Origin of the sequence: Achromobacter sp. ACM04 (assembly GCF_014851465.1) — a bacterium.
GTDB classification, from domain to species: domain Bacteria; phylum Pseudomonadota; class Gammaproteobacteria; order Burkholderiales; family Burkholderiaceae_B; genus Achromobacter; species Achromobacter aegrifaciens.
The window spans coordinates 1,608,780-1,625,478 of sequence record NZ_JACUZS010000001.1 but is presented as its reverse complement, the minus strand read 5'-3'; the positions used below and the strand labels follow the sequence as shown (position 1 = coordinate 1,625,478).

At 65.7% G+C, this 16,699-nt stretch carries 21 protein-coding genes; 6 read left to right on the top strand and 15 right to left on the bottom strand.

The annotated features are described in order from the left end of the window. Positions 1-14 precede the first annotated feature (14 nt). The 9 genes from IB259_RS07580 to IB259_RS07540 all read right to left on the bottom strand — a co-directional run bounded on the left by IB259_RS07580 (position 15) and on the right by IB259_RS07540 (position 8,207). On the bottom strand, positions 15-1,028 hold the full coding sequence (locus tag IB259_RS07580) for an ABC transporter ATP-binding protein (protein ID WP_192328318.1): 1,014 nt from the start codon (positions 1,026-1,028) through the stop codon (positions 15-17). Further along, a complete protein-coding gene (locus IB259_RS07575) occupies positions 1,025-2,032 on the bottom strand; it encodes an ABC transporter ATP-binding protein (protein ID WP_059373245.1) in 1,008 nt (335 codons plus the stop codon). Before IB259_RS07575 ends, IB259_RS07580 begins: the two co-directional genes overlap by 4 nt. Then, a complete protein-coding gene (locus IB259_RS07570; protein WP_119451331.1) occupies positions 2,029-2,943 on the bottom strand; it encodes an ABC transporter permease in 915 nt (304 codons plus the stop codon). The genes IB259_RS07575 and IB259_RS07570 overlap by 4 nt, the downstream gene beginning before the upstream one ends. Continuing rightward, positions 2,940-3,914, bottom strand: a complete 975-nt coding sequence (locus tag IB259_RS07565; RefSeq protein ID WP_054456315.1) for an ABC transporter permease — start codon at positions 3,912-3,914, stop codon at positions 2,940-2,942. Before IB259_RS07565 ends, IB259_RS07570 begins: the two co-directional genes overlap by 4 nt. Beyond that, positions 3,911-5,374: an NAD(P)/FAD-dependent oxidoreductase gene (locus tag IB259_RS07560; RefSeq protein WP_192328314.1), complete on the bottom strand. Its 1,464-nt coding sequence runs from the start codon at positions 5,372-5,374 to the stop codon at positions 3,911-3,913. Before IB259_RS07560 ends, IB259_RS07565 begins: the two co-directional genes overlap by 4 nt. Then, positions 5,371-6,348, bottom strand: a complete 978-nt coding sequence (locus IB259_RS07555; protein ID WP_192328311.1) for a LysR family transcriptional regulator — start codon at positions 6,346-6,348, stop codon at positions 5,371-5,373. The genes IB259_RS07560 and IB259_RS07555 overlap by 4 nt, the downstream gene beginning before the upstream one ends. A 237-nt stretch (positions 6,349-6,585) precedes the next feature. Continuing rightward, a complete protein-coding gene (locus IB259_RS07550; protein ID WP_054456318.1) occupies positions 6,586-6,816 on the bottom strand; it encodes a hypothetical protein in 231 nt (76 codons plus the stop codon). A 283-nt stretch (positions 6,817-7,099) separates the two neighbouring features. Beyond that, positions 7,100-7,309 carry a hypothetical protein gene (locus IB259_RS07545; RefSeq protein WP_192328308.1) on the bottom strand — a complete coding sequence of 70 codons (210 nt, stop codon included), beginning with the start codon at positions 7,307-7,309 and terminating at the stop codon, positions 7,100-7,102. A 16-nt stretch (positions 7,310-7,325) separates the two neighbouring features. Continuing rightward, positions 7,326-8,207, bottom strand: coding sequence for a LysR family transcriptional regulator (locus IB259_RS07540; RefSeq protein ID WP_175213612.1), 882 nt, complete (start codon positions 8,205-8,207; stop codon positions 7,326-7,328). A gap of 98 nt (positions 8,208-8,305) precedes the next feature. On the opposite strand from IB259_RS07540, the gene IB259_RS07535 reads away from it, so the two are divergent. The 3 genes from IB259_RS07535 to IB259_RS07525 are packed head-to-tail and all read left to right on the top strand — an operon-like array spanning position 8,306 to position 10,819. Continuing rightward, a complete protein-coding gene (locus IB259_RS07535) occupies positions 8,306-9,313 on the top strand; it encodes a membrane dipeptidase (RefSeq protein ID WP_192328305.1) in 1,008 nt (335 codons plus the stop codon). A gap of 25 nt (positions 9,314-9,338) precedes the next feature. Then, positions 9,339-10,310, top strand: coding sequence for a tripartite tricarboxylate transporter substrate binding protein (locus tag IB259_RS07530; protein WP_054456322.1), 972 nt, complete (start codon positions 9,339-9,341; stop codon positions 10,308-10,310). Next, entirely contained in the window at positions 10,310-10,819 is a 510-nt protein-coding gene (locus IB259_RS07525) for a RidA family protein (protein WP_192328302.1), read from the top strand. The genes IB259_RS07530 and IB259_RS07525 overlap by 1 nt, the downstream gene beginning before the upstream one ends. 29 nt (positions 10,820-10,848) lie before the next feature. On the opposite strand, the gene IB259_RS07520 is transcribed toward IB259_RS07525, so the two are convergent. The 3 genes from IB259_RS07520 to IB259_RS07510 form a co-directional block, all read right to left on the bottom strand. Further along, positions 10,849-11,448, bottom strand: a complete 600-nt coding sequence (locus IB259_RS07520) for an OmpA family protein (RefSeq protein WP_119451338.1) — start codon at positions 11,446-11,448, stop codon at positions 10,849-10,851. Between the two features lie 2 nt (positions 11,449-11,450). Then, positions 11,451-11,951, bottom strand: a complete 501-nt coding sequence (locus IB259_RS07515; RefSeq protein ID WP_225596783.1) for a hypothetical protein — start codon at positions 11,949-11,951, stop codon at positions 11,451-11,453. 155 nt (positions 11,952-12,106) lie between these two features. Then, complete coding sequence (locus tag IB259_RS07510) at positions 12,107-12,292, bottom strand: hypothetical protein (RefSeq protein ID WP_054456325.1); 186 nt, start codon at positions 12,290-12,292, stop codon at positions 12,107-12,109. Between the two features lie 192 nt (positions 12,293-12,484). Here IB259_RS07510 and IB259_RS07505 point away from each other — a divergent pair, with 192 nt between their 5' ends. Together IB259_RS07505 and IB259_RS07500 are read left to right on the top strand one after the other, a co-directional pair. Continuing rightward, positions 12,485-13,204: a carbonic anhydrase gene (locus IB259_RS07505; protein ID WP_192328299.1), complete on the top strand. Its 720-nt coding sequence runs from the start codon at positions 12,485-12,487 to the stop codon at positions 13,202-13,204. Positions 13,205-13,326: 122 nt separating this feature from the next. Further along, positions 13,327-13,596: a hypothetical protein gene (locus IB259_RS07500; RefSeq protein ID WP_119451341.1), complete on the top strand. Its 270-nt coding sequence runs from the start codon at positions 13,327-13,329 to the stop codon at positions 13,594-13,596. 58 nt (positions 13,597-13,654) lie between these two features. Here the strand turns inward: IB259_RS07500 and IB259_RS07495 are convergent, their stop codons facing one another. Both IB259_RS07495 and IB259_RS07490 read right to left on the bottom strand, forming a co-directional pair. Continuing rightward, a complete protein-coding gene (locus IB259_RS07495) occupies positions 13,655-14,035 on the bottom strand; it encodes a DCC1-like thiol-disulfide oxidoreductase family protein (RefSeq protein ID WP_119451342.1) in 381 nt (126 codons plus the stop codon). A 107-nt stretch (positions 14,036-14,142) separates the two neighbouring features. After that, entirely contained in the window at positions 14,143-15,093 is a 951-nt protein-coding gene (locus IB259_RS07490; protein WP_192328297.1) for a GlxA family transcriptional regulator, read from the bottom strand. 118 nt (positions 15,094-15,211) lie between these two features. On the opposite strand from IB259_RS07490, the gene IB259_RS07485 reads away from it, so the two are divergent. Beyond that, the gene (locus IB259_RS07485; RefSeq protein WP_192328294.1) at positions 15,212-15,805 is read left to right on the top strand and encodes a LysE family translocator; all 594 of its coding nucleotides are present in this window, start codon (positions 15,212-15,214) and stop codon (positions 15,803-15,805) included. A 97-nt stretch (positions 15,806-15,902) separates the two neighbouring features. On the opposite strand, the gene IB259_RS07480 is transcribed toward IB259_RS07485, so the two are convergent. Continuing rightward, on the bottom strand, positions 15,903-16,544 hold the full coding sequence (locus tag IB259_RS07480) for a DUF2239 family protein (RefSeq protein WP_192328291.1): 642 nt from the start codon (positions 16,542-16,544) through the stop codon (positions 15,903-15,905). Positions 16,545-16,699 lie beyond the last annotated feature (155 nt).

The following is a 16,699-nucleotide window of genomic DNA, read 5'->3' as shown; positions in this document are numbered from 1 at the left end:
CGCGGCGGCGGTGGTCACGCCATGTCGTTCAGGTGACAGGCGCTCAGGTGGTTGATAGCGATTCCCTTCAAGGTGGGAACCTCGGTCTTGCAGCGCGGCATCGCATGCGGGCAGCGCGGATGGAAATGGCAGCCTCCCGGCGGATTCAGCGGGCTGGGGATCTCGCCCTTGATCGCGGTAAAGGTCTTGTGGCGCGACTTCAGGCTGGGGATCTCGGCCAGCAGGGCCTGCGTGTACGGGTGGTTGGGATGGCGGAAGACTTCTTCCACCGTGGCCGTTTCCACGACGCGGCCCAGGTACATGATCACGACGCGGTCGGACAGGTGCTCGACCACGCCCAGGTCATGGCTGATGAAGAGATAGGTCAGCCCCAGGTCTTCGCGCAGGTCCATGAAAAGGTTCAGGATCTGCGCCTGGATCGACACGTCCAGCGCGGCCACGGCTTCGTCGCACACCAGCATGGTGGGCTGCACGGCCAGGGCGCGGGCGATGCCGATGCGCTGGCGCTGGCCGCCGCTGAACTGGTGCGGATAGCGCTGGCGCAGCGCCGGGTCCAGGCCGGCGCGTTCCAGCTGGGCACTGACGTAGTCGTCGAAGTCGCCGTTGCCGACCAGGCCGTGGATGCGGGCCGCTTCGCCCACGATCTCGTCCACGCGCAGGCGCGGGTTGAGGCTGGCGTAGGGGTCCTGGAAGATCATCTGCACTTGCAGGCGCGCGGCATGGGCCTGGGCCGAATTCATGTCGGCCGGACGCACGCCGTTGATGCGGATCTCGCCGCCGGAGGGCGTCAAGAGGCCGGCCGCGATGCGGCCCAGCGTGGACTTGCCGCAGCCGGATTCGCCGACCAGGCCGACCACTTCGCCGGGGTTGACGATCAGGTCGACGTTGTCGACTGCGCGGGTCACGGCGGGCGGCTTGGACAGGCCCAGGCGCTGCATGGCGCGCGTCGCGGGGCCGATGGGGCGTTCGCCGAAACGCTTGCTGACTTGGTTCAGGGCGATCAGCGGGGTAGGGGCGGTCGTGCTCATGCCATTACCTCGCTGGTCTGGATCGTGGGATGGAAGCAGCGCACTTTGTGTTCGGGCAAGGCCTGGGTGATGCCGGGCTGCTGGCCGCAGGCGGCGGTGGCGCGCGAGCAGCGCGCCGCGAAGGCACAGCCCGCGGGCAGGTTGAGCAGGTTGGGCGTCATGCCGGGGATCTGGCGCAGGCGTTGGCCGCGCCGGTTGTTGCTGGGCAGGCTGTCTATCAGGCCCACGGTGTAGGGGTGCTGCGGACGGTCCAGCACGTCGTCGACGGTGCCGTGTTCGACGATGCGGCCGGCGTACATGACCGCCACATCGTCGGCCAGGCCGGCCACCACGGACAGGTCATGGGTGATCCAGATCAGGCTGGTGCCGTGCTGCTGCGCGAGCTTCTGCACTTCGGACAGGATCTGCGCCTGGATGGTGACGTCCAGCGCGGTGGTGGGCTCGTCGGCGATGATCAGGTCGGGCCGGTGCAGCATGGCAATCGCAATGGCCACGCGCTGGCGCATGCCGCCGGATAGTTGATGCGGGTAGGCCAGCAGCCGCTCTTCGGGGCTGGGAATGCCCATCATGCCCAGGGTGTCGCGCGACAGGGCGCGGGCTTGCGCTGCGCTCATCTTGTTGTGCGCGCGCACGGTCTCGATCATTTGCGCGTCCACCCGCAGCACGGGGTTCAGCGTCATCATCGGATCCTGGAAGATCATGGCGATGCGGTTGCCCTGCAGCTTGCGCAGTTCGCGCGGCGCCAGCTTGGTCAGGTCGCGGCCCTGGAACAGCACTTCGCCGCCGACGATGCGGCCCGGCGCGTCGACCAGGCCCATGATGGAGAAGCCCGTGACGGACTTGCCCGAGCCGGACTCGCCGACCAGGCCCAGGATCTTGCCGCGTTCCAGCGTGAAGGAAACGTCGTCCACGGCGGGCAGCACGCCCGCGCGGGTATGGAAGTGGGTGCGCAGGTTGCGCACCTCCAGCGTCGGCGCGCCGGCAATATGGCGGTCGGCGCTCATTTGTGGGTCCTTGGGTTCAGCACGTCGCGCAGGCGGTCGCCCACCAGGTTGATCGCCACGATGGTGATCAGGAGCGCGATGCCGGGATAGAAGCTGATCCAGTATTCGCCGGACAGCATGGTCTGGAAGCCGTTGGAGATCAGCAGTCCCAGCGACGGTTCGGTCACGGGCACGCCCAGGCCCAGGAAGCTCAAGGTGGCTTCCAGCGTGATGGCGCGCGCGATTTGCAAGGTGCCGATGACGATCAGCGGCGGCAAACAGTTGGGCAGGATGTGCTTCAACATGATGCGCCAGTTGGGGATGTCCAGGCAGCGGGCGGCTTCCACGTATTCGCGGCGGCGCTCGACCAGGGCCTGGCCGCGCGCGGTGCGGGCGTAGTAGGCCCATTCCAGGATCACCAGCGTCAGCACCACGTTGCCCACGCCCTTGCCCAGGTAGGCCAGGATCATCATGGCCACGAGGATGGACGGGAACGACAGGATCAGGTCGACCAGGCGCATGATCAGCGCGTCGACCTTGCCGCCGGCGTAGGCCGCAAGCAGACCCAGCAGCGTGCCGACGATGCCGGCGATGACGGCCGAGCCCACGCCCACCATCAGGCTGATGCGCAGGCCGTACAGAATGCCCGAGAGCAGGTCGCGGCCCTGGCCGTCGGTGCCCAGCCAGTAGTGGAAGGTGTCCAGGCCGTTCATGCTGCCCGGCGGCAGGCGCGCGTCCAGCACGTCGATCTGCAGCAGATCATAGGGGTTTTGCGGCGCGATCCAGGGCGCCAGGATGGCGGCCAGGATCAGCAGCGTGGCAACGGTCAGGCCCAGCACTGCCGTCTTGGACGACATGAACTCGGCCAGGTTGCGTCGCCACGGCGATTCGCGGCGCAGCGCGGGAGTGGGGTTTGTCGATACGGCGCTCATGCCGAGGCCTCCAGCCGCACCCGCGGGTCCAGCACTTTATAAAGAATGTCCACGATCAGGTTCAGGGTCACGAACAGGCACACCACCACGATCAGGTAGGCCACGATGACGGGGCGGTCCAGTGCGTTCAGGCTGTCCAGGATCAGCTTGCCGGCGCCGGGCCAGGCGAAGATGCTTTCCGTGACCACGGCGAAGGCGATGGTGGAGCCCAGCTCCAGGCCCAGCACCGTCACCAGCGGAATCATGGTGTTGCGCAACACGTGCACACAGACCACCCGCATGGGCGACAGGCCCTTGGCGCGGGCGAACTTCACGAAGTCCAGAGGCAGCACGTCGCGCACGCCGGCGCGGGTCAGGCGGATCACGAGCGAAATCTTGAACAGCGACAGGTTGAACGCCGGCAGGATCAGGTGGCGCCAGCCGTCGGCCGTCAGCCAGGACCATTGGAAGCCCAGGAACTCCACGGTTTCGCCGCGGCCGCTGGCCGGCAGCCAGCCCAGCGACACGCTGAAGGTCATGATCAGCATCAGCGCGATCCAGAACGTCGGCAGCGAGAAGCCAACGATGCTGCCCGCCATGATCATCTTGGCGAAGCGGCTATCGGGATACAGGCCGGCGTACAGGCCCAGCGGCAGGCCCACCACCACGGCCAGCATCATCGCGGCGATGGCCAGTTCGAAAGTCGCCGGCAGGCGCTGGATCACCAGCTCCACGGCGGGGATGTTGTAGACGAAGCTATTGCCCAGATTGCCGTGCAGGGCGCCGTTCAGGAACGCCAGGTACTGTTCCCACAGCGGCTTGTCCAGGCCGAGTTCGGCGATGATGCGGGCGCGGTCCACTTGGTCCACGTCCTGGCCGATCAGGATGTCCACCGGATTGCCGATGGCGTGCAGGCCCACGAAGACGATCAGCGTCATCAGGAAGACCACCACCGCGGCTTGCGCGATGCGGCGCAGCAACCAGCCCGTCATTGCGCGGTCTCCGCTTGCGGGGCCGGGGCCGGCGTCCATTCATCGCCGAACACCTCGGGTTCGGAGAACGCTTCCATGTTGGCGTAGTGCGTCTCCACGTCCTCGCGGTAGAACAGGCCGGCGATGCCTTGCGCCAGGCGCTTGGCGCCTTCGCTGATGGCCGGGATGTCGCCCGAGATCGTGCCTTGCGTCAGCGCGGCGGGGTAGGAGAAGCAATGCACGCGGTCCAGGCCGGGACAGGCGCCCGGGGTCTTTTCCTGAAGTTCGAACACGGCGCCCAGGTCGGGCGAGTCGTGCAGTTCCTGGTCTTCTTCGCCAGCCGGCGGCACGTAGCGGTCGCCCCAGGCGCGCACGTGCGGCGCCAGCGCGGCGAACTCCGGACGCACGGTCCAGTCGATGCGGAAACCCGTGGAGAAGATCAGGAAGTCCAGCACGAACACGCCCTTGGGCGTGGTGACGTGGATCTCGTCGCCGACCAGCGCCAGGTCCTGCACGCCGCAGCCCAGGTTGAAGCGGGCGTTGGGGTGGCGCGAGACGCGCAGCGTGCTGCCGCGCGGCGGCGGCACCTGGGCGGCGTTGATGTAGTGGCGGATCTTCCACTTCCATTCGTCGGGCAGGGTCAGGTGCCCATGGGTCAGCCCCGGATTGCCCGCGCCCTTGCCCTTGTTGATGCGCGGAATGTCGTTGCGGCGGATCAGCAGGTCCACGCTGGCGGCGCCGGCTTCCAGCGCGGTGCCCGCGCTGTCCATGGCCGATGCGCCCGCGCCCACCACGCCCACGCGCTTGCCGGCTAGCGTCCCGTAGTCCATCACGTCGGACGAATGCGCCCAGCGATTGCGCGGCAGCTTCTTCGCAAAATCAGGCACATAGGCGCCGCCCAGGCCGTCGCGGCCGGTGGCCAGCACCACTCGGCGCGCCAACATCGTGCTGCGTCCGGCGGGGGATTCGATGTCCAGCTGCACCAACTGGTCGGCGCGCGGCAGCACGGCCAGGATGCGGTGCTCGTTCTTCAGGTCCAGGTCCAGTGCGCGGCGGTACCAGCGCAGGTAGTCCATCCATTGCAGGCGCGGAATCTTGTCCAGCGCTTCCCAGGCGTCAACGCCGAACTGCGCCTCGAACCAGGCGCGGAAGGTCAGCGCCGGCAGGCCCAGCGCGGGGCCGGTCAATTGCTTGGGCGAACGCAGGGTTTCCATGCGGGCGGTGGTGGCCCAGGGACCTTCGTAGCCTTCGGGCGCCTGGTCGAAAATCGGGGCGTTGATGCCCAGGTGCTTGAGCGAGGCGGCTGCGGCCAGGCCGGCCATGCCGCCGCCGATGATGGCCACGTCCAGCACCGGCTGGCCGTCGACGATTCGGGGCGTGACCCAGTTCTTGGCGGGCAGTTCCAGCCAGGACAGGTCTTGCCGCAGGCGCGCTTCCAGCGCGGCTAGGCCTTGCGGCGGGGTGGCTACAGGCTGATTCATATAGCAGGGGATTCCGTAAGAGGGGCGTCGTCGCCATAGATCGACTGCAGCAGGGCCGAATGCTCGGCGGCGTCGTGCAGGGCGAAGCCGGGCAGCAGGGCCGCGGCGGCTTGGGCGAGCGCGTCCGCCATGGCCTGGCAGGCCGGCGTCAGCGTTTGCGACTGCGGGGTGATGACCCCGAAGAAAAAGGGTATGTCCAGGTCGATGGGACGGATCGCCACGCCCGGCATGGGGGCGCCGTAGGCGGTGATCGGTTCCAGCACCGACACGCCCAGCCCGGCGCGCACGGCGGCCAGGGCGTTGACGGACGAGTTGGTTTCCATGGCGCCCAGCGTCTGGGCGTTCTGCGCCAGCGCGGCATCCAGGCGGCGGCGCAGGCGATAGGGATTGGCCATCGTGATCATGCGGCGCCCGGCCAGTGCGGCGACTGGCACCACGGCTTGTTGCGCCAGCGGATCGTTTTCCGGCAGCGCGACCACACAGGGCGCTTGCCCGATCCAGTGCACCGTCAGGCCGCGATGCTCCAGCGGCAGGCTGGTCGCGCCCAGTTGCGCGGCGCCGGATAGCACGGCGTGCACCACGCGCTCGGGCGAGGCGCTGCGCAACTGGATGCGCGCGGCGCCGACCCGGTCCTCGATGCGCTTGAGCGCGTCGGGCACCAGGCCCGCCGCCAAGGCGGAAGTGGCGGCCATCAGCAGCGGCTGGGCCTGGCCGCGCGCGATTTCGTCGGCGCGGCTGCGGATCTGCTGCATGCCCGCCAACGCGCGCTCGACGTCGTCATACAGCAGGAAGCCCTGCTCGGTGGGCGTCACGCGCGGGCCGCTGCGCGCAAACAAGGGATAGCCGATCTCGGCTTCCAGTTCCTGCAACAACCGGCTGATCGCCGGCTGGGAGCGTCCCAACAGCCGGCCGGCAGCAGTGACGCTGCCCGTGGACATGACGGCCGCGAAGGCCTCGAGTTGACGAAGTTCCATCTGGTTTGATTTATGCCAAGGACGAATTCTTGCCCGGCAAGTATGCGCTTTGCAAATAATTAAAGAGCATAAGTAAATTCCCTGATGGGGTTTTCATCAGGGAATTTCATAACTGGTAGTTATTTCAAGGGCTTGCGGCGGTGGCGCCTGTACGCCGCGCCGGACAAAGAAAAAGCCCGCGTCGGCATTCGCGGGCTTTGCGAGCATTCACGGGAGAGAAGCGGCCAGCCTGGGGCGTCAAGAATGCCCGCGCCCCTCGCGCCGGTAATACAGATAGCGTTCGATTTCCGCCTGTTCCACCGCCGGTTCCAGCGAGCGCCACCGGACCACGTAGCCGCGATGCGCTGGCGGCATCCAACCCAATACGGAGTACATCGTGACTTCGGTCTGGCCAGTATTGAATTCCGTCTCGAAGAATCCCTGGCGACCCGGCGGCTCGCTGCCGCAAATCCAGCTGGAATCTGGCATGGCGCTCTCCCGTACGGCTTCAATCCTACGCGCCGGTCCGGGAAATGGCATACGTTCTAGCCCCGATGCGGGTTGCGTCCACCTTGTGTTAGAAACACGGATGGGGCTCTTGCGGCATGATTGCCGCAATCTTTGCGAACCTTTGCAGTTCGATTTGGCGGATGCCGGTAGTATTCGTCCATCGAACCTCAGGAGCCCGTCATGCACAGTCAGCAACCCGCGCCCGAGCCGAACAAGCGCCGTTGGCCTTTCGGCTACGGTGAAGAGGAGTAGTCCGGCTGCCCTAGCCGATACGCTCAATCCGGTCGCCCGGACCGGACAGCTCGTGATAGATGTCATCCAGGTACTCGGCCAGCCCGTCCGCCGGCACATCGGCAGGAATGGCAAGGTCCGCGGCCCGCACGCGCTTGCCGGCTTCCGAACGGTACACCGTCCACACCGCGCCCTCGCGCCGGATGTCGAGCTGAAACCTGCCGTAGATGTCGAATTTCATCGATGTCCCGAAAAAATCATGACCAGGCCAGTGCCAACTCGGCAGCCATGCTGCGCGTGAGTCCCAGAAGAGCCTGAGCGGCCGGGCTGAGCGTCTCGCCGCCGCGGGTCAGTACTTCCAGGCTGCGGACGGCGCTTTGGTCGGCCAGGGGCACGATCGCCAATTTTGCGCTTGCCGTCACCGCCAAGGCGGGCAGGATGGTGACGCCAAAGCCCTGTTCGACAAAGGTCAGCAAGGATGTGGTGTTGCGCACCGTCAGCAGCGAGGCTTCCACCAACGCGGCCACTTCCGGGGAGTCAAACCGGGCGCACAAGCCGTTTGCAATGAATTCCGCGGCGTCGATATCGCGCCAGCGCGCCTCGCGCCGCAGCTTCGTCAGGCGGTGCCCGGCCGGACACACCAGCACGAAACGGTCTTCGAACAAGGGCTCGGTCACGATGCCGGGCAGGGGAGCCGGCAGCGTGGCAATGCCGAAATCGACCTCGCCATCGGCCACCGCCTTGCCCACCGCGGCCGAGTCTATGTCGCGCAAGTCCACCCGTACCTGCGGATACTGCTTGCGCATCGAACCGATGACCTGCGGCAACAGCCGGATGGCCGCCGAGGGCACGGCGGCCACCTTGGCTGTTCCCAGGGCGCCGCTGGCATAGCGGACCATGTGGGCCACGGCCGAGTCGAATTCTGCAATGGCCCGCTGCGCCTGCCCGCGGACATAAAGCCCCAGCGGAGACAAGCGGATCTTGCGCTCGCCTTCGAACAGCGGGCCGCCCAGCTCTGACTCCAGCTGCTTCAAGGTCATGGAAAGCGCCGCCGGCGTACGGCCGACCCGGTCACCGGCCTGCGCCAGTTCGCCGGCATCGACCACGGCCATGAACATGCGTAGATGCTCGAGTTTCATATTTAAGAAAATATTAAATAGAACGAAGTTATTTTAGTTTGACTGAATTCTGGCCGGAAATCTACAGTACCGCTCACTGCCATTCAAGGAAGCAAGCAATGAGCGCAAGCGCCTTACGCGTCGACGGGCTGCAGTACAGCAACTGGTCCGAAAAGATATTCCGCCAACTGCGCGAAGGCGGCGTGGACGCGGTCCACGTCACCATCGCGTATCACGAGAACCTGCGGGAGATGATCCACAACATCGAACGCTGGAACCGGTGGTTCGAGCGCTATCCCGACCTGATCGTGCAGGCGCGCAGTGGCGACGACGTCAGGCGCGCCCGGGAGACCGGCCGCACCGCGATCATTTTCGGGCTGCAGAACCCGTCGCCCATCGAAGACGACATCGGCCTGGTCGAGGTGGTGCACACGCTGGGCGTGCGCTTCATGCAGCTGACCTATAACAACCAGTCCTTGCTGGCTGCGGGCTGCTATGAAGCGGTCGACAGCGGCGTCACCCGCATGGGGCGCGAAGTGATCAAGGAAATGAACCGGGTCGGGCTGGTCATCGACATGAGCCATTCGGGCGAACGTTCCACGCTGGAGGCGATAGAACTGTCCGAGCGGCCCATCACCATCAGTCACGCCAATCCGCATTCATGGGCGCAGGCGCTGCGCAACAAGTCGGACACGGTGCTCAAGGCGCTGGCTGGCGCGGGCGGCATGTTCGGCTTTTCGCTGTATCCGCATCACCTCAAGAACAAATCGGCCTGTACCTTGGACGACTTCTGCGCCATGGTGGCGCGCACCGCGGATCTGGTGGGGGTGGAGCACCTGGGCCTGGGTTCGGACCTGTGCCAGGACCAGCCGGACTCGGTGGTCCAGTGGATGCGCACGGGCCGCTATACCAAGAACATCGATTACGGCGAAGGCTCGGCCGCGCAGCCGGGGTTTCCGCCGCAGCCCGGCTGGTTCCAGGACAGCCGGGATTTCAAGAACATCGAACAGGGCTTGCGCGCCACGGGGTTTTCAGCGGACGAGGTGGCGCTATTGATGGGCGGCAACTGGATGCGCTTTTTCGATGCAAGCTTCGGCCCGCAAGCCACTACTACCCGCAATCCCTGAACGGTCGCAACCTCGGAGCACATACATGAAGAACGCCATTCGCATCCTTGCGTGCGCCACGCTGGCGCTGGGCGCCGTCTGCAACGCCAGCGCGCAGGACTTTCCCAACAAAAGCATACAGATCGTCGTGCCGTTCCCGCCGGGCGGCGTGGCCGATCTGGTCGTGCGCACTGTCGCGCAAAAGCTGGGCCAGGACGTCAAGCAGCCCGTGCTGGTGGTGAACAAGCCCGGCGCCAGCGGCATCATCGGGGCCGAGTTCGTGGCCCGCGCACCGGCGGACGGCTATACGCTGCTGTTGGCCAACCTGCCGATCATGTCGATCAATGAACTGCAGTACAGCAGCCTGCCGTACTCCGCCACGCGGGACTTCGCGCCCGTGATCCTGTTGGCCGATCAACCCTACATCATCGCCACCGGCAACGCCGTGCCCGCCAAGACGATGAAGGAGTTCATCGCCTATGCCAAGGACAAGCCGGACACGCTGACTTTCGGTTCCGCGTCCAGCTCGACCTTTCTGGCCGGCGAACTGTTCAAGCAGCGGGCGGGCATCCGCATGGCGCACATCCCCTACAAGGGCAGCGCACCCGCCATCAACGATCTGCTTGGCGGACACATCAGTCTGATCCTGGATCCGGTGATCACCTTGCTGCCGCACGTCCAGGCCGGCAAGCTGCGGGCCCTGGCGGTCACTTCGTCTGAACGGATAGATACGGCGCCGGACATTCCCAGCTACAAGGAAGTCGGCCTGGTGGATATGGACATCACTTCGTGGCAGGGCATCGTCGCTCCGGCTGGTACACCCGAGGCAGTCGTCAAGAAACTCAACGAGGACTTCAACCGGGCCTTGCAGTCGCCCGAAGTGGCCTCGCGCCTGAAGGAGCAAGGGGTAAGCACCAAGGGCGGCTCGGCCCAGGCCTTTACCGATTTCGTCGCGGCCGAAAACAAGCGCTGGGCGACGCTGGCCAAACAAGTCAACTTCCTGCCCGGCAGTTTGTGATGAGCATCCTGACCGGAGCCGATGCGCGCTTGCAGGCCCTGGGCCTGGCCTTGCCCCAGCCTACGCCGACGCACTATGCCTATCTGCCGGCGCTGCGGCACGGCAGCACGGTGTACGTCGCAGGGCAGATTCCGAAGCTCAGCGCGGACCAGTTGCTGGTTCAAGGCGCGGTGGGTGAGCAGGTCGGCGAAGCAGCGGCTCGCGAGGCCGTGCGCCTGTGCGTGCTGCATGCGCTGTCGTGGGTGGCCCACCACGCGCAGGGCAGCCTGGATGCGGTGGAACAGGTATTGCGCGTCAACTACTTCTTCCAGGTGGGCGAGCGCGCCAGCACGCGGCTATCCGCCATTGCCGATACCGGATCGGAACTGCTGGTCGCGATCTTCGGCCGCCAGGGCGAGCATCCGCGTTCGGTCATTGGCGTGCGCGAGTTGCCGCGCAATGCGCCGGTGCTGGTCAGCATGGACGTGGCACTGAGGGCTGCGGACTCCTCGCGAATACCGGCCGGCTGAGGCCGCTGCCGGCCCCACGCAGGGCTTGCTTAGCGCTTGGGCAGCACGAACTCCACCCGCCGGTTCTGCGCCCGTCCTTGCGGATTGTCCGAACCGTTGGCCAGCCGGTTCGACTGGATCGGCTGGGTATCGCCCAGTCCTTTGACCGTCAGCCGCGACTTGTCCACGCCATGGCTTGCCAACCATTGCGCCACCGCCTGCGCGCGGCGCAATGACAGATCCTTGTTGTACGAGGCCGAACCCTTGGAGTCGGTGTGGCCTTCGATGCCGACGGTGCCGGCCGAACTGGATTTGATCAGGCTGGCGATGTCACGCAGCGTAGGTTCGGCGGCGGGGCGTATGGCGGTCTTGTCGAAATCGAACAGCACATCGCCCAGCATGGCGACGGTCACGGCGTTCTTGTCTTGCCGCACCGACAGGCCGTCGTGGCGCGCGGCCAGTCCGTCTATCTGCGCGTTCAGGTCCGATATGCCGCCGCTGGCATCGGCAGGCAATCCCTTCAGGTCCAGGATGGTGGCCTGCAGATCCAGGATCTCGGCCTTATAGGGAGGCTCCTGCGCCCAGGAGCCGCTGGCGGCGGCGAGCAGCGCCGCGGCCAGGAGAGTCGGCGCGCGCGTGGCGGCGGCCATGGTCAGCGGTCGGTGATCTTGATGGCGTCGAAGGTCTCCACGCCCGGGATGGTCAGCGAAACCTCCTTGATTTCCTTGGGCGGGGCAGGGAACTTGCCCTGCCAGGAACCGGCCATGGGGGTGTCCTTGGACGTGCGGATGAGCAGCTTGGGATTGGTCAGCGGCTTGTCGTTGCTGTCTTTCAGCAGCAGGTGCTTCTTGTTGCCGGCGATGACGTAGAAGCTGTTGGCGTAATCGTCCTTGCTGATCTGCGAGTAGATCATTTCCGTCTTGCCGTCGACGATGGGCTTGAACCGGATCTTGATGGACAGGATGTCACCGCTGCGCACCGCTTCGATGACCTGGCCTTCCGCGCTGCCGGAATCGGTCAGGCCGGTGGCCAGGGGCGCGGGAGCGTCGGCCTGGCCTTGCGCCATGGCGGTTTGGCCGGCTGCCGCCACCATCATGCCCAAACCCAGGGCACAGGCGGCGGCTGTCTTTCTGATCGGAATCACGATAAGCATCCTTTGTCGTTGAAAACCATTCAGGGCAGGGCATCCGGACCAGGACTCATCCTTTTGGTCCCGTCCAAAGTCCAACGCAAGATGGTCCAACTTTCAGGCGCTTATTTCAGTTTGATGTTTTTCCAAGACGTTACGGAATCTAGCCGGCACAAGCCTCATCCGCCGCGGTGCCCGTGGTAGCGCGGTGCGGCGACGCTGCGGACGTTTTCCTTGTGCTGCGAGCCGACCAGGGCCTTGCGCCGGGCTTCCTCATGCTGTTGATCCGCGCGGGCGCGTTCCTTGTCGGCATGCGTGTCTGGCGCGGTGTGGGAGGGATTGGGGTGGGGAGTGTTGGGCGTCATGGTGCGTACCTATCAAGCAGGTGACGCGGCATATGCCGCTTTTCCACATTACGCCCCTCATCCGTGTTTCTCAAGCTGCGGCTACGGCGCTTTTTTGATTGTGGCAGCGCAATGTTTGAGCATTTGTAGTGGCCGCGGCAGCACAATGGTCCTGCGCTGGTTTCCCAGATGTTCTTCTTTCAGGAGAGCCTCATGTGCGACTGTTCCTCTTTCGCCCATTCCCCGCAATTCAACCGCCGCCGCCTGCTGTTCGGCGCCGCAGCGATCGCCGCGGCCGGCGCTTCAGGCTGGCTGGGCGATGCCCAAGCCGCCGTGCCGTCAAACGATATCGGCCCCGACGAGGCCCTGAAACGCCTGATGGCCGGCAATGCCCGCTACGCCGCCAACAAGCCGAACATGCGGGACTATTCCGCGGGACGCGCGGCTCGCGCCGTGAAGCAGAAGCCCATCGCCGCCATCCTGGGCTGTTCGGACTCGCGGGTGGCGCCGGAACTGGCTTTCGACCAAGGGCCGGGCGACCTCTTCATTGTGCGCGTGGCCGGCAACTTCGTGAACGAAGACGGTCTGGCCAGCCTGGAGTACGGCACGCTGGTTCTGCGGGCGCCGCTCATCGTGGTACTGGGCCACGACAACTGCGGCGCGGTGGACGCGACGGTGAAGGCGTGGCAGGACAAGACGGAATTCCCTGGCCATCTGCCCGCGCTGGTGAACGCGATCAAGCCCGCTGTCGAGATCGCGAGCAAGTCGGGCGCAAGGGATCTGATGTCGGCTGCCGTGCAGGCCAATGTGCGCCTTGCGGTTGAACGCCTGAAGACTGCGCAGCCGCTGTTGCAAGAGATGGTGCAGCAGAAAAAGTTGGGAGTGGTGGGCGGCGTGTACAGCCTGGCAACGGGCAAGGTGACGTTGGTCTGACGCCAGCGCCGGGGTCGGCTGAATTCCAGCGCCGGCCGGCCTCGAACTGGTGAGAATTGCTGAGCTTTAATCGTTTTTCCCTTCGTAATATCCGATGAAAGGATATTGAAAGGGGAAGAGGCATGGGGGCGTGCGAAAAATGCGAGGCTATCGTCAGGGACCGGCGCGACGCGCCTGGTCATGACAGCCTGATCAGCCTGGGCGTGGTGCGATCGACGGGGCAGCAGCAACGCGGCGTGCAGCACGAGGCGTACACCTGTGCGGTGTGCGGCACGGATTGGGATTATCTCTACGACAAGCGCGACCCGGCTTCGGGGTGGCGCCGCTCCGATGCGGGCGTGCACACGGAAAAGGCCGAAGCGCCTTTGGCGAGAGCCGTCGGCGCCGCGTAGCGTGGCGCGCCGTATTTAATCAGATACCGTTCCTGCGTTGGCTCAGCGGCTGGCGCGGCTACATCTGCATCTTCTTCTTGCCCAATAGCGTCAGCGCCAGGCTGCGGCCGGTGCGCATGAAGGGGTAAAGCGCCGTCGACAGGCATGGGTTGCGGAACACGGCCGCGTTGACGCTGTTGAACAGGTCGTTGCCGGTACTGATCAGCGCCAGGCGGTTGATGCAGTCCGCGCCCCAGTAGTCCTGCCCGTCCAGGTGCAGCAGCATGCCCTGGTTCAGATCGTAGCCTTGCGCGTTGTAGGCCACCGCCAGGTCTGGGTGGTCGCGCATGTTCAGCAGGTCGATGGGGCCGACGGCCTTCTGCAGTTGCAGCATCCGCACGTAGTTCGAGCAGAAAGGGCAGTCTCCGTCGTAGAGCAGGAAGTTCTTTGCGATGGCCATGATGCACCGTGTGGAAATGCGCGGGCGCGAAAGGCGCGCCTGCCTCTTACATCCGATTAAAACGCATATCGCGGCAAGCGCCCACCGCCCGCATCGCGGCGCGGGTTTCAGCGCATCTGGCGCACGCCGTGGCCCAGGCGCCGGCGCAGCAGGTTGCGCAGCGTGACGCCGTCGGCATAGCCGACTTGCGCCGCGATCTGCTCCAGCGATTGGTTGCTGGTCTTCAGCAAATGGGCCGCGCGCTCTACGCGCAGGTCCTGGAAGAACGACAGCGGGCTCTTGCCCAGGACCTCCTGCATGCGGCGCGCCAGCGTGCGCTTGCTGGCGCCCAGCGCCTGCGCCGCGGCGTCCAGCGAGAATCCCTGCGCAAGATGCGCGCGGGCCCAGCGCTCGAAGGCCTGTACCAGCGGCTCGGCATGCGTCAGGTGATCGGTAATGACATAGGCCGACTGCGAGGGCCGCTGGTCCACGATCAGATAGCGCGCCACCAGCGCGGCCAGCTCCGGGCTGGCCTGGCGCACCAGCCACAGCGCCATGTCCATGTGGCTGAGCGCCGCGCCCGCGGTCAGCAGCGACGACGAACGCACCAGCATGCGTTCGTCCTCCAGGTCCACCGCCGGATAGCGCTGCCTGAACAGCGGGGCCAGCCACCAGGTGGTGGTGGCCTTGTGGCCGTCCAGCAGGCCGGATTCCGCCAGCACAAAGGTGCCGATGCAGGCTGCGGCGGTGTTCGCGCCGGGCGCGCGCTGCCGCAGCATGCGGCCGGCGTCGCGCACGTCGGCGCGGTCCAGCGCGGGCAGCAGGGTTTCGGGCATCTTGCAGGCAATGGCCGGGATCACGAGCCAGTCCGGGGCCGACGGGTCCGGGCTGCCCGAGACGGGCACGCCAAATCCCTGTCCGGTACGCACCTTGCGGCGCATGCCGACGATCCGCGCGTCGAACGGCCGGACCGGTTCGGGCAGCAGCGGCGCCAGCTCGTTGGCCGTGGTGAACACGTCCAGGATGGCCGACAGGCCGGTATCGAACACGCCCTCCAGGGCCAGGATCTGGATCTTCATGGCAAGAACGCTATCAAAGATGTCAAAACCGCCAATATTAATAAGGCCCGCCCGGACTCACAATGGCGCTGTCTGATCGCTGGCGCAAGCGTGCGCCGCGTCTTGCGGGAGCCTTATCTTGTCTTTTGAAAATCTGCTTGCCCTGACGGTATTCGCCTTCGTGACCTCGGTATCGCCAGGGCCTAGCAACGTCATGCTGATGACCTCTGGCGCGAACTTCGGCTTCGGTCGGACGCTGCCCCAAGTGCTGGGCATCACCGCCGGCTTCACTTCGCTGCTGCTTGGGGTAGGCCTGGGCCTCGGTGCGCTGTTCCACGCCTGGCCGGCCCTGTCGGCCGGGCTGAAGATAGGGGGCGCGGCCTATCTGTTGTACCTGGCATGGCGCATCGCCTTGTCGCGTTCCATCGGTGTGGGGCAGGCGTCCGCCAGGCCGCTCACGTTCATGGAGTCGGCCTTGTTCCAATGGATAAACCCCAAGGCGTGGATCGTGGCGCTGGCCGCGGTTGCGGTCTATGTGGATGCCGCGGCGCCCTGGGCGTCGCTGGCGTGGATGTGCCTGGTGTTCGCGGTGGTGAACGTGCCCAGCGTTTCGCTGTGGGCGGGCTTCGGCGTGGCGCTGCGCGGATTCCTGGCGCAGCCTGGAAGGCTGAAGTGGTTCAACATCGGCATGGGAACGCTGCTGGCGCTGACGTTGTGGCCGATGCTGCGGTGAGCAAGGCCGGTGGCAGCATTGAGGAAAGTGCGGCGAGGAAGGCCGTGGCCTTCTTGGGGGGAGGGTGCGGCCCGCGCAGGCCGCACCCGGACACCGATCAGCCCGCGGCGGCTTCGTCCGGCGCGCCCCATGCCAGACCCATGGCGTAGCCGCGCACATCTTCCGGCCATCCGGCGATCTGCTGCGTAAAGCGCTCGTGGTCGTTGGCGTACAGCGCCCGCGTGGCTTCCTCGAAACCGGGCAGGTTGCCGGCCATGCTGGACATGAACCGGTATGCAGCCTCCTGGCGCTCGCGCCGGCGGTCCTGCGCCTCGTTGTCGCGGCGCGCCTGTTCCACCAGCTTGCGCAAGACGACCGATGCGCCGCCGGGCTGCGCGCCCAGCCAGTCCCAATGGCGCGGCAACAGGGTTACTTCGCGCGCCACTACGCCAAGCTTCGGACGGCCCCGGCCGCGCGGTTGCGCGTCATCGACGAGGCTGGCGGGCGCTTCAGGCGCAGGGGCGGCCGGGTCAATGCGGACGCGGTGGCGCTCCGCGATGGCGGCATGGTTTCCGCTCAGGTCCAGATCGACCTGTTTGCCGGACAGGTCATCGAATACGAGGATGGTGGCGTCGTGGCCTTCGTCCATCGCCTGCCTGACCGCGAGCGCCACGTCGGAGAGGGCACCGGCCGCAAGAATGCGATGACCCGCGAAGGCGGTGTGCGGATCGGCGGGGAGGGGGGAGATTGGGTTGTTCATTTTTATCCGGGTGAAATTTGTGTATAAATTATGATCCGGGTAAAAATGGAAGTCAATACACCCGGGTAAAAATATAGAAACGAAAAATGCACCACCGTGAGGTGCAGAAATATCCTTGTGGACCTAGGGTCAACACCTAGGCAAAACACGCAAGC